The organism is Marinomonas gallaica, assembly GCF_049821165.1.
Lineage (GTDB): Bacteria > Pseudomonadota > Gammaproteobacteria > Pseudomonadales > Marinomonadaceae > Marinomonas > Marinomonas gallaica.
Window position 1 is genome coordinate 451,182 of sequence record NZ_CP187511.1, and the last position, 15,262, is coordinate 466,443.

At 45.7% G+C, this 15,262-nt stretch carries 15 protein-coding genes; 5 read left to right on the top strand and 10 right to left on the bottom strand.

What is annotated here, in order from left to right; all coding sequences use genetic code 11:
- The first annotated feature begins 82 nt into the window (after window positions 1-82).
- Window positions 83-916 (top strand): helix-turn-helix domain-containing protein, encoded by an 834-nt coding sequence (locus tag ACPUEK_RS02075; protein ID WP_425642164.1) that lies wholly within the window; start codon window positions 83-85, stop codon window positions 914-916.
- Between the two features lie 110 nt (window positions 917-1,026).
- Here the strand turns inward: ACPUEK_RS02075 and ACPUEK_RS02080 are convergent, their stop codons facing one another.
- Window positions 1,027-2,109, bottom strand: a complete 1,083-nt coding sequence (locus ACPUEK_RS02080; RefSeq protein WP_425642165.1) for a methyl-accepting chemotaxis protein — start codon at window positions 2,107-2,109, stop codon at window positions 1,027-1,029.
- Window positions 2,110-2,447: 338 nt separating this feature from the next.
- On the opposite strand from ACPUEK_RS02080, the gene ACPUEK_RS02085 reads away from it, so the two are divergent.
- Window positions 2,448-3,305, top strand: a complete 858-nt coding sequence (locus ACPUEK_RS02085; protein ID WP_425642166.1) for a DMT family transporter — start codon at window positions 2,448-2,450, stop codon at window positions 3,303-3,305.
- Window positions 3,306-3,308: 3 nt separating this feature from the next.
- Here ACPUEK_RS02085 and ACPUEK_RS02090 read toward each other — a convergent pair whose 3' ends face one another.
- The gene (locus ACPUEK_RS02090) at window positions 3,309-3,935 is read right to left on the bottom strand and encodes a methyltransferase family protein (protein ID WP_425642167.1); all 627 of its coding nucleotides are present in this window, start codon (window positions 3,933-3,935) and stop codon (window positions 3,309-3,311) included.
- 18 nt (window positions 3,936-3,953) lie between these two features.
- Window positions 3,954-4,304, bottom strand: coding sequence for a DUF2834 domain-containing protein (locus ACPUEK_RS02095; protein WP_425642168.1), 351 nt, complete (start codon window positions 4,302-4,304; stop codon window positions 3,954-3,956).
- 172 nt (window positions 4,305-4,476) lie between these two features.
- Between ACPUEK_RS02095 and ACPUEK_RS02100 the strand changes: the two genes are divergently transcribed.
- Window positions 4,477-5,469 carry an NADP-dependent oxidoreductase gene (locus ACPUEK_RS02100; protein WP_425642169.1) on the top strand — a complete coding sequence of 331 codons (993 nt, stop codon included), beginning with the start codon at window positions 4,477-4,479 and terminating at the stop codon, window positions 5,467-5,469.
- 293 nt (window positions 5,470-5,762) lie between these two features.
- Window positions 5,763-6,290: a hypothetical protein gene (locus tag ACPUEK_RS02105; RefSeq protein WP_425642170.1), complete on the top strand. Its 528-nt coding sequence runs from the start codon at window positions 5,763-5,765 to the stop codon at window positions 6,288-6,290.
- 39 nt (window positions 6,291-6,329) lie between these two features.
- Here ACPUEK_RS02105 and puuE read toward each other — a convergent pair whose 3' ends face one another.
- From puuE to ACPUEK_RS02140, 7 genes are all read right to left on the bottom strand, one after another.
- Window positions 6,330-7,259, bottom strand: coding sequence for an allantoinase PuuE (gene puuE, locus ACPUEK_RS02110; protein ID WP_425642171.1), 930 nt, complete (start codon window positions 7,257-7,259; stop codon window positions 6,330-6,332).
- A 414-nt stretch (window positions 7,260-7,673) separates the two neighbouring features.
- Window positions 7,674-8,609 carry a heme o synthase gene (gene cyoE, locus ACPUEK_RS02115; RefSeq protein WP_067220480.1) on the bottom strand — a complete coding sequence of 312 codons (936 nt, stop codon included), beginning with the start codon at window positions 8,607-8,609 and terminating at the stop codon, window positions 7,674-7,676.
- Between the two features lie 12 nt (window positions 8,610-8,621).
- Window positions 8,622-8,948: a cytochrome o ubiquinol oxidase subunit IV gene (gene cyoD, locus ACPUEK_RS02120; protein ID WP_067220477.1), complete on the bottom strand. Its 327-nt coding sequence runs from the start codon at window positions 8,946-8,948 to the stop codon at window positions 8,622-8,624.
- A gap of 1 nt (window position 8,949) precedes the next feature.
- Window positions 8,950-9,558 (bottom strand): cytochrome o ubiquinol oxidase subunit III, encoded by a 609-nt coding sequence (gene cyoC, locus ACPUEK_RS02125; protein ID WP_067220473.1) that lies wholly within the window; start codon window positions 9,556-9,558, stop codon window positions 8,950-8,952.
- Window positions 9,559-9,560: 2 nt separating this feature from the next.
- Window positions 9,561-11,537, bottom strand: a complete 1,977-nt coding sequence (gene cyoB / locus ACPUEK_RS02130) for a cytochrome o ubiquinol oxidase subunit I (RefSeq protein WP_425642172.1) — start codon at window positions 11,535-11,537, stop codon at window positions 9,561-9,563.
- A complete protein-coding gene (gene cyoA / locus ACPUEK_RS02135) occupies window positions 11,537-12,499 on the bottom strand; it encodes a ubiquinol oxidase subunit II (RefSeq protein WP_067034993.1) in 963 nt (320 codons plus the stop codon). The genes cyoB and cyoA overlap by 1 nt, the downstream gene beginning before the upstream one ends.
- A 158-nt stretch (window positions 12,500-12,657) precedes the next feature.
- Window positions 12,658-13,041 carry a hypothetical protein gene (locus tag ACPUEK_RS02140; protein ID WP_067034996.1) on the bottom strand — a complete coding sequence of 128 codons (384 nt, stop codon included), beginning with the start codon at window positions 13,039-13,041 and terminating at the stop codon, window positions 12,658-12,660.
- A gap of 298 nt (window positions 13,042-13,339) precedes the next feature.
- On the opposite strand from ACPUEK_RS02140, the gene ACPUEK_RS02145 reads away from it, so the two are divergent.
- Window positions 13,340-14,881, top strand: coding sequence for an ABC transporter substrate-binding protein (locus tag ACPUEK_RS02145; RefSeq protein WP_425642173.1), 1,542 nt, complete (start codon window positions 13,340-13,342; stop codon window positions 14,879-14,881).
- Window positions 14,882-15,262: the final 381 nt, after the last annotated feature.

Here is a 15,262-nt window from a genome sequence, read left to right on the forward strand (position 1 = left end):
GGGCAATCATGTTTAGATATGAAGTGAAAAGCTGGCATCTTGTTTGCAAATAACAATAAAACAACTTTTATGAGGTGCTACTATGTCAGCTCACTCGCTTGCAAATCGTCTTGAAGTAATCCGTTCAAAACAGCCTTGGTTGGTCTTAAGTGCAGCCAATACCTTCTCAGTGGCATGTTCTGACAACCCCGCGATTTCACATTATTACAGCTTTGAAGCCAATGATTCAGACGCACCAATTGTCGCGATTCCTGATGGCTGTGTGGAAGTTCTATTTGATTGCGGACATTCACAGTCTACTGCAAAGGTATTCGGAACGCCGATGTCTGCTATGGATACGGGGATTCAACAGGGTCATCACTATTTTGGTGTACGTTTTACGTCAGGTATTGTTCCTGATTGTATGCAGGCCTCTGCTGAGGAAATCGTTAACCACTGCTTTAATTTGGTAGATGTGGTTCCTAATACAAATCAACTAGTTGATAGCATTGTTAACACTACAAATTTTTCCGATCAGGTGGCGTTGTTTAATCAGTTTTTCGAGAAAACATCCGTTCGCTCTTTGTCTTCTGTTACACAGACCGCCGTAGACATTATCTTTGCACGCAATGGCAATGTGCGTATTGATGAACTAACGCTAGCAACTGGCTATTCAACACGTACATTACAACGCCAATTTAGCGCCGATATGGGCATGAGCCCCAAAGCTTTTAGCCAAATTGTACGTTGCCAATCAGCCGTCTATATCATTAACCACTGCGACCGCATTGAGTTCTCCGATATGGCCTGCGATTTAGGTTTCAGCGATCAATCTCACTTTCAGCGAGAGTTCAAAAAGTGCGTTCAAGCGACCCCAATGGCGTACCAAAAACAGGTTAAGCAACAGGCCTACCTCGACCGTATTAAGCTCTTTTAGGCTAGACTTTGGTGCACAACTCCTTAATACGGCACCAATATCGCTCAAAGCTGTATTACAGCTTCCAAGTCAGCAGCATCAAATTAATATCTCAGCTGCTTCGGAGTACCTTAAGAAAAGTTTTGATGTAAATAAGCCAGCAATGATTCCATATGAGTTTCTATGGATTTGATCGTTTGAATGATCTTTGTATTAAAGGAGAGAATGCTAGACTCCTCTGAGAGGTCTAGTTCACCGGCCTGTGTCGATAAGTCCTGAAGCTGTTTCATATACTCATCAATAGCCGTAAATGCTCGTTGTTCACGGAAATTAAAATCATTATCCGTATCATGGTAATACCACTGCGCATACGCGGTTTTCATAATATCCTGTGGCGGTTCTGAAGAAGGGTCAATCATCTTTGTCACAATCTGTGTGCGCCACATATGCAACTCGAGTACCGTCGCAGCAATATGAGCGTACGTCATCGATAAGTAACTTGCTGTCGTCAGCTGAGCACTATTTTGAGCGGTTCGGTTAAACGAGCTTTCCAGAGAAAGACAAGACTCTTTGATTTGCGTTGCAGAAGTATTTAGCCCACCAATCTGCTTAGCAACCGCTTGAGTTCGTTCGTCAATACGCAACACTAAGTTGGAAATTTGATCGCTCGATTCTTTTGCTTTGGTTGCCAAGGTACGTACTTCGTCTGCGACGACAGCAAACCCTCGACCCTGCTCTCCAGCTCTGGCAGCTTCAATTGCGGCATTCAGCGCCAGTAAGTTTGTTTGTTCTGAAATGCTTTGGATGGTATCGGTAAAACCACGAATCTCAGAAGAAATTTCTTTTAACGCATTCACATTATCTAAGCTTTCTGAACTTTGGGTTGCGATAGTAGACATATTTTGGGTCAGTGTGGAAATATCGTTCTTATTTATCTCAATATCTTCATTTGCCCCTTCAGATGCACTCATCGGTTCAAATAGCTGTTCTAGCACCTTGCCGATCCAGTCAAGCCCTGAGACCATCGCAGGGACCTGAGTCTGTGTCAAATCAGCTGTCATCGTCGATGCTGAGTGTGTCTCAATAGGCGTTTGAGATACTGACTGAGCAATTTGAGTGGTTAGGTCATCAACTTGCGCTATCAGCGCTTGGTTCTGTTGACGTGTCTTTTCAAGTTCCTGCTCCAAAGCACGGATTCTTTTCTGTCCAAACATTCTATCCCCTTAAAGTATCTCACTGCCATTGTCACAATGGTGATTTGCTACTGCAGCACTGCCTATTGATCAGACTTCACTTGCCACGACACAAAAAACCAACATTAAGTGACCATGCACAGCATTTTTATCCTGCTTTAAAAAGCACTGGCGTATTAAACCTTGAGTAATAGCGCCATCGAAGCTTGTTGTATAGAATATATACGACAAACTATAAAAAATTTAAATACATTCGTTACCTGAATCTAGAACATGTTTATTCTCTTCAGGTCGATAATGATCAGTACCGCACTATTTAATATCATCTTACTGAGCAATCCTCGGGCACCAAAATATCTATGAAAACGCTTTCTAAGCTTCCTCTTATAGGCCTTACTTGTCTCTCGCTCATCGCATTTGCGGCTAATTCGGTTCTGACACGTATGGCGCTGGCAGAACCGCTAATCGACGCAGGCAGCTTCACCAGCATTCGCTTACTGTCGGGCAGCACCATTCTTATGTCGATTTTATGGCTTCGACAAAAACGCCCTGCTATCACGCAAGCCAACGGCAGTTGGTTTGCCAGTATTATGTTGTTTCTTTATGCAACGGGGTTTTCTTACGCATATCTGCTGCTTGAAACAGGAACTGGCGCACTGATTTTATTTGGTATGGTGCAAATCACCATGGTGGCTGTGTCGTTGTTGAAAGGACACGTCTTACACAGATTAGAATGGCTGGGGATTGGGGTTTCCTTTCTAGGGTTTGTCTATTTGGTCTGGCCTGAAGTCTCTACGCCATCAGTATCCGGTGTGCTGCTGATGTCTATCGCAGGCGCTGCTTGGGGGTTATACACATTACTTGGAAGAGGTTCTAGTGACCCATTAGCCGACACCGCTTACAACTTTCTACGCTGCACACCATTCGTCATTATTTTGATGCTGGCAAGCTGGTCGACGCTTTCACTTGATTATCAAGGCGTGCTCTATGCCATTCTCTCTGGCGCGATTGCTTCAGGATTAGGCTACACCGTTTGGTATCTTGTGCTATCTCATTTGAGTGCCACGCAAGCCGGTGTTTTACAGCTACTGGTACCTGTGATTGCTGCCTTTGGTGGCGTATTATTTATCGCTGAGCCTATTAGCTTACGACTGCTATTGTCTGCACTGTGTATTTTAGGTGGGATATTGACGGTGATATTAGCCAAGCGCGTCTAACTCTTACAGCCAACGAGGCACTTGCGCTTGATAAACAGGGTATTCTTTAGGGAAAAGCTGAGCTAGATGGCGCTCTTCTTCTCGAGTTTGACGTAAAATGGTTGTGACTCCAATCGCAAAACACAGCACTGAAAACCAAGACGGTAGCGCCAACACAAACCCAAACTGAGACACCAGCACCCCGATATATATGGGGTTGCGACTGTAGTGATAGACGCCTTGTGTGACCAACTTGGTCGGACCTATTTGACTGATCCCAGAGGTCCACTGTCTACCCAATGAAAAATGCGTCCAAATCGTCCAAGCAAAACCAAACGTAAGCAGAATATCGCCTAACATCAGACTCCATGATGAGGATATGGCAGGAAAAATACCAAGATAGCTGTCAGTACTTGGGGACAGCCAGCGCACTACACACGCCATCCAAATAGTCACGCGAAAAACGCCGAATACTTTATGATGCCACCAGTTAGGTGACATAAACGGTCCATGATACACACGTTCCATACCAGTAGAGCGCTTTAAGGTAATAATCCGAACAGTGTAAAACAATGCCACGACAGTGTAGAAGATTGCTAAGTAAACTCGTGTGAACTCTTGGATCACATCAGGGGAAGTAAAAATATTCACGAACGAATGATGAGCCTATTAATTAATAGAAGGGAAACTAAGATCAGACTTAGCGTTGATTGTTTCATTTAATTGTCGTTCACGTAAATACAAAAACAGTGGCAGCCCTAACGAAACACCGACGATACAGGTTGCCAAAATAGGCAACCAAAGCTTAGACATACGTAAACGACGGCCTTCCACGATGATAAAACCAAATAACACCAGCGCTGATACCACTACATCCAGCCATGCAAAAGCACTGAGCGGATGAGAGATACCTTGCCATATTAGAGGTAAATCAAAGCCAAACGTCGTGATCCAAGGTAAAAAACTGCTAAACGGTAACGCCGTGCCTAAGACGCACATCAATAGATAAAATCGCGTCATACAGTGATCCCTCACGAAAAATGATTGTTTTTACTTTCCTAAAGTAAGAATAAACGCCGACCAATTATTAAACAACTATGGAAAGGCCCATCATTTTAGCCTCAACTACTTAACCTATTGGTCAAATAGGTCTAGGCTCGATTTTATACTTATTAGATTCGGAACCAAACCTATGACTTATCAAGCGATCAAACTGGTTAAACGCCCCACAGAAGCCATCACACCTGATCTGTTCGAGACCACTAGCCAAGCACTTCCAACATTAAAAGACGGCGAACTGTTGGTGAAACTAACTCATCTTTCATTGGACCCTGCCATGCGCGGTTGGATGAGCGCCGACGAAAACAGTTACATCCCTCCGGTTCAACTGGGAGATACCATGCGCGCTAGCGGCATTGGCTTCGTTGAGCAGTCGAACAATGAGCAATTCCCAGTGGGGACGCGCGTTATGGGCCTTATGGGGTTAACGGAATACGCGGTCAGCGATGGTAGTGGCCTTAACAAACTTCCCGCCGAACTTCCTGCCGAAGCCGTACTAAGTGTTATTGCACTTCCCGGCATCACCGCCTACCACGGGCTTTTTGAAGTACTCAAACCGGAATCAGGTCAAACCATTGCCATTACCGCAGCGGCTGGATCTGTTGGCTCACTAGTCGGACAAATGGCAAAAAACAAAGGCCTAACAGTCATTGGTGTCGCCGGTTCAAAGGAAAAATGCGCTTGGCTAAAAGACGAGTTGAACTTTGATCATGCTCTAAATTATAAAGACGCCGATTTTGCAGACCAACTCAATGCAGCAGCCAAAGATGGCATCGATCTATTCTTTGAAAACACCGGTGGCATTGCTCAACAGCCGATCTTTGAAGCCATGAACCCGCACGGCCGCATTGCCGTATGTGGCATGATCGCAGAGTACAATAAGACGGAAGCATCGCCAGGACCTAGCTGGGTGGGCATTATTAAACGCCGTTTAACTATTCAAGGTTTTACTATGCCTGATCATTGGCACCGTATCCCAGAATACGGTCAAGCGCTTGGTGCAATGCTAAGTAAGGGCGAACTCACCTATCGAGCGCATGTATTAAACGGTTTAGATCAAGCCCCTGATGGTATCAACTTATTATTCCGTGGAGAGAATAAAGGAAAATTGATCGTTGAGGTCTAGTTTTTTAAACGGCCAAATGAAGCATATAGTCGTTTCAATTTGGCCGTTTTCTACATCAATTGATCTGACTATTCGATGCATCTGATCGATAAATAGCATTCTTTATGCGTATTTTCGCATTAGAAAAACTTAACATAGTTTTCTGATTTACTTACAATTCTGCCACAGTGTATTAATTACTTAAAAGAACCAATGACGGTTAATTAATCATCAGGGAGCAATAGATGAAAGTCTCGTCTTTATTTACTACAAGCCTGTCTGCCTTTTCTATAATAACCTTAAGCGCTTGTTCTATGGTCAATAATTCTATTAATGCAGAATCAACAGCGACCTTACGCCCACATTTTTCTAGCTCGTTAGAACAAACCCAATGGCTTGAAGATGAGTACCAAGTATACCTTGATAAAACGGGCAACAAAGCGTTCGCCGTCTATTGGGATAAACAGGGCATTCCACGAGCGACTGGTTTTGCTGATGACAAGCTGTCTATTGAAATAGCCCGTCGAGAAGCCCTAAGACTGTGCCATGCGTACACTCAAAACCAAAACACGGGTTGTCGTTTAGAAGACGAATCCACAACCGATAGAGCGCCCTTAAACCAAGATAACTACCCTAAAGAAGTGATCGCTTACCGCGATGCAGCCCACTGGGATAAATATCAAGCCACCTCAGGCCACAAAGCCATTGCTGGCAATTTATCGGGTATTCAAGCAAGCACACAAGCAGAAACTCAAACTGAAGCAGAAGAGCAGGCACTTCTGGCGTGCTATGAAAACACCCACTTTTCGATGCCCACTTGCTACATTCTTGACTCTCAATAAGATAGCAATCGGGCACGGGATGCTCTCTATCTGAACTCTTCAAGCTGGCGGATGATGTGCGATCCAATGTTTGGCAATATCGTCTCGCCGTGCTACCCATACCCCATCATGCGATTGCACATAATCGAGAAATTTCTTTAACGCCATAAAGCGTGCTGGCTTGCCTAAAGTACGGCAATGCATTCCGATCGACATCATCTTGGGGGTTCTTTCTCCCTCGGCGTACAAGCAGTCAAAACTGTCTTTCAAATACTGAAAAAACTCTTCGCCATGACTGAATCCGTAAGGCGATGCGAAGCGCATATCATTACAATCTAGCGTGTAGGGAATAATCAGATGAGGCTTAGTTGTGGTCTTGTCTTCATGATGCGGTACTTTCACCCAATACGGCAGATCATCGCCATAATTATCAGAGTCGTATTGCAGTTGAGCCTGTTCGGCGACCAAGGTTCGTGTATTGGGTGAGTCTCGTCCAGTGTACCAGCCCATGGGCATCACACCCGTCACTTCTTGAATCATTTGCAGCGCCTCTTGCATGTGCTGACGCTCTTCTTCGATGGACATTTCTTGGTAATGGATCCACTTTAAACCATGGCAAACGATCTCATGCCCACCTTCAACAAAGGCTTTTGCGACCTCTGGGTTACGTTTCAATGCGGTGGCAATAGCAAACACAGATAACGGCAGTCCACGTTTTTCAAACTCATTCAGGATACGCCAAACACCATTGCGAGAGCCGTATTCGTAGAGCGACTCCATGCTCATATGACGATCTTTAAACGGCTGCGCACCAAAGATCTCGGACAAAAAGGTTTCTGCATGCTCATCGCCGTGTAACACACAATTTTCACCGCCTTCTTCGAAGTTCAGCACAAATTGCAACGCAATACGGGCTTGGTTTGGCCATTCAACTTTTGGCAAGCTAGCACGTCCGTATCCGGCGTAATCTCGTTCTAAGTAATGTTTCATGAGTGACATCCTTCTACTAGCGATTCCAATGCTCACAGCGACCAATGAAAGGTTTATTTACTGGCGCACCAGACTGCCCCACTTTGGAGGTTTTGATGCCTAATTAAAGCAAAGACTCTGCCAGTTTTAATGCAAGCGTAGCAGCTGGCCTCTAAGCATAAACTTGTATCCATACTTATACAGCAGGTAATCGCTTGCGGGTACAGTTAGCAAAAAATCACCATCGCGAATAACTTATATCAGACCATGCTGTATGCCATGGCATAGCAAGCCATACTTAGTGGCAGACGCGAGTGCATGAGCGAGTTAGCACAAATCCAAAATCCATGGCACATCTTATAAGATTAACACAAACGAAAAACGCCCCGCTGGTTTCCCAGCGGGGCGTTTTGAAGTTCGTCAGACGAATCAGACTTAGTTCGATAGCATAACGAGATAGTCAGGGGCTACGTCACGAAAGTCTAACGACATGGTAATACTCAATGCCGTAACGGTAATGATGGAGAAGAAGAACACTTGGCGTGCCCAACGGTTCACATCAATGTCAGCACGGTAGCCTTTAAGGGCCATACCAAGCCACCAGAGGCTGGTTGACGCGGCGACGGCCATAAAGCCGACACCTACGTAACCTGTCAAAGGTAGCAATGCTGACGCGACGGCAAACACAGCGATCCACAATACAATATGGTGTTTCGCTTTTTGAATGCCTTCGGCTACAGGTAGCACTGGAATACCCGCCGCTGCGTAGTCTTTGTAGCGGAAAATGGCAATAGCATAAGAATGAGGCATTTGCCAAATACTAAACATCACCAATAAAATCGCCGCACCCGCATCGAATTGACCCGTCACAGCACAGTAACCCACCACAGGAGGGACTGCGCCAGACAAACTACCAATTAGCGTGCCGTAAACCGAATTGCGTTTGAAGTACAGGCTGTATAAACCGACGTATACGAAGTAACCGAAAACTGCGAAAAACACAGCCACAGCGTTCGTAAAGTACGCCAGTAAACTAAACCCAACCACGCCTAGTACCAGTCCGTGTGCTAATGCCGCTTTCAGCGACATTTCACCAGTAACTGTTACGCGGTTACGAGTACGTTGCATCTTGGCGTCAATGTCGCGGTCGATGCAGTTGTTGATTGCGCAACCAGAGGCTACGACCAGTGATAATCCAATGATGGTCACCAGCATAAGTAGCCAATCGATGTCTCCGCGAGCGGCGAGGAAGTACCCCCCCGCCACAGAGATCAAGTTGCCCATAATGATGCCCGGCTTGGTCACTTTTACGTAACGGTCGAACACACTATGTTGCTCTGGTTTTTGCGACGATGATATCCGCTTAAACATACGCTTCTTCGCCTAGTACATCATCATCAGAACAGATTCGTAGATAATCCAGATGGATAGCGCTACGACCATTACGATAACGATGGCTGTAAAGATGAACGATAAAGTATCGATCTTGCCTTCTTTAGTGAAGTTTAGGTGCAAGAAGTACTTCAAGTGTACAACGATCTGAACCACGGCTGTTACAACGATTACCGCGAACAATGTGGCACGGTCAAACGCACCCGTCATCACTGCCCAGAATGGAATCACAGTCAGGATAACAGACAGTACGAAACCGACTACGTATGAGCTTACGCTACTACCGTGAGAATGCGCATCGTGATCATGTTGACTCATTTTACATAGCTCCCATTAGGTAGACGAAAGAGAACACACAGATCCAGATTACGTCTAGGAAATGCCAGAACAAGCTTAGGCAACCTAAGCGAGTTACAGTGCGGTCTTTAAGACCACGCTTAGCAACATCGATAAACATAATCGTGATCCATAGTAGACCGGCAGTTACGTGCAAACCGTGCAAACCAACCAGCGAGAAGAACGCCGTTAGGAACGCACTTGTGCTTGGCCCGTGACCCGCATGGATCAAGTGATTGAACTCGTAAAGCTCAATCGCGATGAAGGTCGCACCGAACAAGAACGTCACAGCTAACCAAAGTAGCGTGCCGCCTTTGCTCTTTTTGTATGCGCTGATCATTGCGAAGCCGAATGTAATCGAGCTCAACAATAGTGCAGCCGTACCACCCGCGATCAGATTCAGATCAAAAATATCTTTACCAGAGACACCACCTGCCGTGTTCATGAACAGCACTGCGTACGTCGCAAAGAAGCACGAGAACAGAATGCAGTCAGTCATCAGGTAAATCCAGAAACCTAACGTAGTATTACGTCCAGTATCGTGGTGCTCGTCATGGTGCGCATCGTGATGCGCAGTTGCAGAAGTACTCATGATTACCCCTTCGCCACGTTATCTAGGTGTTCATTCTCGATACGTGCTACTTCATCAGGCTGTACGTAGTAATCAGTATTACTTGCGTAAGCACGGAAAATGAAGGCAACGATCAAGCCGATGAAGCTTGCACCAGCTAACCACCAAATGTGCCAGATCAAGGCAAAGCCCATCGCTGTCGCTAGTAGACCCATGATTGGACCTGCATTGGTGTTGCTTGGCATGTGGATAGGCTCGTAGCTCGCATGACGCTGGTACGCTGTGCCTTTCTCTTTCATGTCAGTGAACGCATCCAAGTCTTCAACGTGCGGAATTTTCGCGAAGTTGTAGAACTGTGGTGGAGACGCTAGAGACCATTCTAGAGTGTGGCCATTCCATGGATCGCCAGTTTTGTCCAAGTTCTTGTCTTTGTTCTTGAAGCCAAGAATCAATTGAAGAACGAACGCTGCGATACCAATAGCGATGACAAACGCACCGACTGCTGCGATGTATAACCAAACGTTCCAGTCTGGGTTGTCTGTATGGTTTAGACGACGCGTCATACCTAGGAAACCAAGCACATAAAGTGGCATGAATGCTAGGAAGAAGCCGATGAACCAACACCAGAAAGACACCTTGCCCAGTTTTGGATCTAGGTGGAAGCCCATTGCTTTCGGGAACCAGAAAGCGAAGCCCGCTAGGTAACCAAACACTGCACCACCTATAATCGTGTTATGGAAGTGAGCGATTAGGAACAAAGAGTTATGCAATACGTAGTCCGCACCAGGGATGGCAAGCAATACACCTGTCATACCACCAATAGAGAAGGTGATCATGAAACCCATTACCCAGTACATTGGCACAGTCATACGAATGCGACCTTTGTACATAGTAAATAGCCAGTTGAACAGCTTCACACCGGTCGGAATCGCGATGATCATCGTCATGATACCGAAGAAGGCGTTAACGTTCGCGCTCGACCCCATGGTAAAGAAGTGATGCAGCCATACGATAAAGCCAAGGATAGAAATCGCACCGGATGCGTAAATCATCGACTTGTGACCGAATAATCGCTTACCCGAGAAAGTCGATACGATTTCCGAGAACATACCAAATGCTGGCAGTACCAAGATATACACTTCAGGGTGACCCCATGCCCAGAACAAGTTGATGTACATCATCGAGTTCCCGCCAAGGTCGTTAGTGAAGAAGTGGAAATCCAAGTAACGGTCAAGCGTCAACATGGCTAGCGCAGCCGTCAGGATCGGGAAAGACGCTACGATCAATACATTGGCCCAAGTACAGGTCCAAGTAAAGATAGGCATATCCATCAACTTCATGCCAGGTGCACGCATCTTAAGTACAGTGACTAAGAAGTTCACACCCGTTAGAGTGGTACCGATACCGGATATCTGCAACGCCCATATGTAGTAATCCACCCCAGTTCCCGGACTGAATTCAAGCCCTGACAATGGTGGGTAAGCTACCCAGCCTGTCATTGCGAATTCACCAAGACCTAGAGAGATGTTTACCAGCAACGCACCAGACACTGCCAACCAGAAAGATAGGTTGTTCAGGAATGGGAAGGCAACGTCACGCGCACCGATCTGTAGTGGCACGACAATGTTCATCAAACCAATCATAAATGGCATCGCCATAAAGATGATCATGATGACACCGTGTGCCGTAAAGATCTGGTCATAGTGGTGCGGTGGTAAGTAACCTTCCGAACCATTGGTTGCCACAGCAAGCTGTGTACGCATCATAATGGCGTCCGCGAAACCACGAACCAGCATTACTAGCGCAAGAATGATGTACATGATACCCAAACGTTTGTGGTCGACAGACGTCAACCATTCACGCCATAGCCAGCCCCATTTCTTCGCCAACGTCATGAACACGAACAAAGCCGCGCCACCAATCGCTACGATAGCAAGGGTAACTAGGACAATTGGGTCATGAGGGATCGCATCCCAAGACAATTTACCTAGAAGATTCATTAGTGAGAGGCCTCCTCAGCTTCATGGGTAGTACTCTTTTGCTCACGCTGAGGAAGGATTACGCCCTCAGGAAGCTGTGCACCGTATTCAGGCTTACCGTAGAAATCGATGCGCCCCATATCGCCCATGTATTCCCAGATGATATCGAAGTACAAGCCATCTTTAACCGATGCAAAGTACTCGACTGGGTGGTATTCAGTCGGCTCAACAAGCTCTTCATAACGTTCAGTAGACAGTGTTTCACCGCTAGCTTTAACGCCTTCAACCCACTCTTGGAAGTCTTCACGCGTTGGTGTCGCGATCGCTTCGAATTTCATGCCTGTAAAGCCATGACCAGAGTAGTTTGCTGAAATACCCTTGAACGTACCCGGTTCGTCTGCGATCAAATGAAGCTTCGTTTCCATGCCCGCCATAGAGTAGATTTGGCTACCCAATTGTGGGATGAAGAATGAGTTCATTGTTCCGGCAGACGTGATTTTGAAGTTCACAGGAACATTCGCAGGGAACGCCAACTCATTTACCGTAGCGATACCAAGATCTGGGTAAATGAATAACCATTTCCAGTTAAGAGATACCACTTCAACAGTGATCGGCTCTTCTTCAGATTCGATAGGCTTGTACGGGTTCAACGCATGCGTTGATTTGTAAGTAATTACACCAAGAATCGCAATGATGATAATTGGAATAACCCATACTACGGTTTCAATTTTTGTGGAGTGTGACCATTTTGGCTCATATGCTTCACCACGACCTTCGCGATACTTCCACGCGAAGTAAAGAGTCATGAGAATCACCGGAACCACAACAAGCAGCATTAGGATCGTAGCTGTAATAATCAGCTCCTTCTCCATCACACCGATTTGTCCTTTCGGGTCAAGCACACCACCCTGACAACCAGCTAGTAATGCTACTAGTGCTGCCAAAGCGACTTTACTTAAGTTACGAGTTAACAAGAGATTCATCCTCTAACCCAGATTGACGTAGGCTGACATCGAAACGATGACAGGATTTCAGACCGGCTCAGGCCGGTAACTTTTCCGCGCGGGAGTAATGCGTGCACTCAAAGAGTACGTGACTAACCGCAAACTCGGATGAGTCGTTAGTTAATCCGCAAAACTCTTTAAGCAGAAACGGGAGGTGCACGACAAGCAGATACCTTACGGTAGTTGGCTTGTCGAATAACCACCTGACGCGGTGGCTTTATGTTGCGACGGTTTCTTTCCGGCAACACAAATTGCCCACTAGGCATAAATAGCCAGTAGACAAACACAAAGAGGCTGATCATGCCAAAGAAGGCATACAGGGAGATAAGCGGAAGGTCTTTGAAGACCGTGTGGAAAAAGTCACTTGGATCATAAGCGCCACCGAGCGGAAAAATAATCAGATTCACCGCGACGACAGCTAAAACAAACGCATTCAAACGAGCCGCCCACTTCAGAGACTGAAGAGGCTGGCGTAGCTCGCCAAAATTGCTCATCATGTTGCTGGTTTGTTTATCATCCACTATCGGATACCTACGTTGTTGACTTGTGACAGAACAGAATTGATCATTATATAATCAATTTTGACTTAAATCAGAATTTCGACCGAAAATTGTACACATTAGTTCACAATCTCTCCACTCAAAATTTCAGAAAAAACATCTCAACCAGCCTATTATTCATAAACACACTGGTTTTTTGTTATACGTCGCTTAAAGTGCATTCAGAACATGAAAATCTTTCATGCGTATTTAAAGCCTATAATCTTTAAGTGAACGTATATTGAACATTACTTATGTAATTTAAGGTCTCGCCATTACCATGTCTTTCTCAAAAGCGATATCTATGGTCGTTATGTTTTCGCTATTTTTCGAGGCCAATGCATCGATAAAAGCTGAACCTACGCAGACCAATACAGTCAATATTAGTGCTAGTTTTGAATTCCAGAATCTAGATTTGTCACGCTATGGCTATGTGTTTACCCGTATGCAAGTGGTCGAAACCTTGCTGAACATTGATCGCCAAGGCAATTTGCTACCAGGACTTGCAACCGATTGGCAAATCCTAGAGGAAGGCACGCATTGGAGGTTGTCGCTGCGCGACGGAGTTGTTTTTCATAACGACAAAACGCTCACAACGGCGGCGGTCGTCAAAGTCTTACATAACGCTGTGAAACATGCCAGCGTCTGGAGAAACGTTCCTGTCAGGGTTATCTCTTCAGAGAGCGACCAATATATTGATATTTTTCTCAATAGCCCCTACCAGCCACTCGGAGCTATCTTAGCACACCATTCGAGCGGCATCATTGATACAGAGTCTTATGATCAAGAAAGTATTGAGACACAGCTCATTGGCACGGGGCCTTATTCGGCCTACAAAATAACCCCCCCTTATCGTTTGGTGGTTAAAAAGTTTGATCGTTACTGGGGTAAAAAAGCCGCCATTCCTTATGCCCGCTATTTGACAGGGCTTCGCACCGAAGCCCGCATGCTGCAAGCTCGAAGCGGCAAATCCGATATTATTTTTGATTTAGACCCGATTATCATTGGAACACTGCAACGACAGCCCAATCTCAATATCATGCGCTCCGAACTGCCTCGCACCGTCGCAATTAAGCTCAATGCAGAGCACCCTTATTTGAAGGACATTAAGACACGCCAAGCCCTCAGTCTTGCCATCGACCGACAAGGTATTGCCATTGCAATACTGCGAACCCCCCAGTCTGCTTCAGCCCAATTAATGCCGCCATCAATGGGCGACTGGTATTTAGCAGAAACATCAATGCAGCAAGATATGGCAAAAGCGAGCGAATTACTGACACAACAAGGCTGGACGAAAAACCGCGATGGTTGGCTCGAAAAAAACGAAGTGCGCTTTGAAATTGACATGTTGACCTACCTTCTCCGTCCAGAACTGGCTGAGGTCGCAACTGTCATCCAAGATCAGTGGAAACAGCTCGGCATCAAGCTCAATATTGAAATCAAACATTTCAGCGCCATCCCAATCGCTCACTCAAATGGCTCGCTCGAAACCGCTCTTATCTCGCGCAGTTATGGAATCATCGCCGACCCACTAACAGTATTAATAGACGACTTCAGTACACTTCAAGGCAGCGACTGGGGCAGTATGAATTGGGCGAATACAAGTGTACAAACGCTACTTAAGTCTCTAGTCACTGAGCTCGACCCTGTCGTTTACAAACAAAAAGCTCAGCAGATTGCACAAGTCATCTATGACGAGAAGCCTGTAATACCAATCGCTTACTACGTACAACAAACTGCCGTAAGCAAGCGCTTGAATGGATTCCGCTTTGACCCGTATGAACGAAGCTATTACTTAAATGAGTTAACGTGGGCGCAATAATTTCAGCACTCAGACTGCGTACTAACATTCCATTTAAAGAAGTATTGCATTTCACCATAAATGTTATACTATAACATTTATGGTTTGGTTAGCTTACCAACCCTGCTTACAGTAGTTTTAGCGTCGGTATTAGTGAAACATGTGAACTCTGCTGCCGACCAGAAACTTGCTGTATGCCTTACTCCCAGCGCGACTGGAATGTGGTTTTGATAAGTACGCCTTATACTTTGTATTCTATGAATTGCCATGCAAAGCAGCTAACATTCCGGTTGACGTTTTATACCTAGAAGCCTTACTAAATAAGGCTTCTAGGTCATTTTTCCTGCTGATCATTGCGCTTCAGTACTGACTTAGCACAATACCAAGCCACTTCGACAAACG

Coding starts and splice junctions, on each gene's coding strand:
- ACPUEK_RS02095 (WP_425642168.1), bottom strand. CDS start 4,304: ATGACGCGATTTTATCTATTGATGTGCGTCTTAGGCACGGCGTTACCG.
- ACPUEK_RS02080 (WP_425642165.1), bottom strand. CDS start 2,109: ATGTTTGGACAGAAAAGAATCCGTGCTTTGGAGCAGGAACTTGAAAAG.
- cyoE (WP_067220480.1), bottom strand. CDS start 8,609: ATGTTTAAGCGGATATCATCGTCGCAAAAACCAGAGCAACATAGTGTG.
- ACPUEK_RS02100 (WP_425642169.1), top strand. CDS start 4,477: ATGACTTATCAAGCGATCAAACTGGTTAAACGCCCCACAGAAGCCATC.
- cyoA (WP_067034993.1), bottom strand. CDS start 12,499: ATGAATCTCTTGTTAACTCGTAACTTAAGTAAAGTCGCTTTGGCAGCA.
- cyoC (WP_067220473.1), bottom strand. CDS start 9,558: ATGAGTACTTCTGCAACTGCGCATCACGATGCGCACCATGACGAGCAC.
- cyoD (WP_067220477.1), bottom strand. CDS start 8,948: ATGAGTCAACATGATCACGATGCGCATTCTCACGGTAGTAGCGTAAGC.
- puuE (WP_425642171.1), bottom strand. CDS start 7,259: ATGAAACATTACTTAGAACGAGATTACGCCGGATACGGACGTGCTAGC.
- ACPUEK_RS02085 (WP_425642166.1), top strand. CDS start 2,448: ATGAAAACGCTTTCTAAGCTTCCTCTTATAGGCCTTACTTGTCTCTCG.
- ACPUEK_RS02105 (WP_425642170.1), top strand. CDS start 5,763: ATGGTCAATAATTCTATTAATGCAGAATCAACAGCGACCTTACGCCCA.
- cyoB (WP_425642172.1), bottom strand. CDS start 11,537: ATGAATCTTCTAGGTAAATTGTCTTGGGATGCGATCCCTCATGACCCA.
- ACPUEK_RS02075 (WP_425642164.1), top strand. CDS start 83: ATGTCAGCTCACTCGCTTGCAAATCGTCTTGAAGTAATCCGTTCAAAA.
- ACPUEK_RS02145 (WP_425642173.1), top strand. CDS start 13,340: ATGTCTTTCTCAAAAGCGATATCTATGGTCGTTATGTTTTCGCTATTT.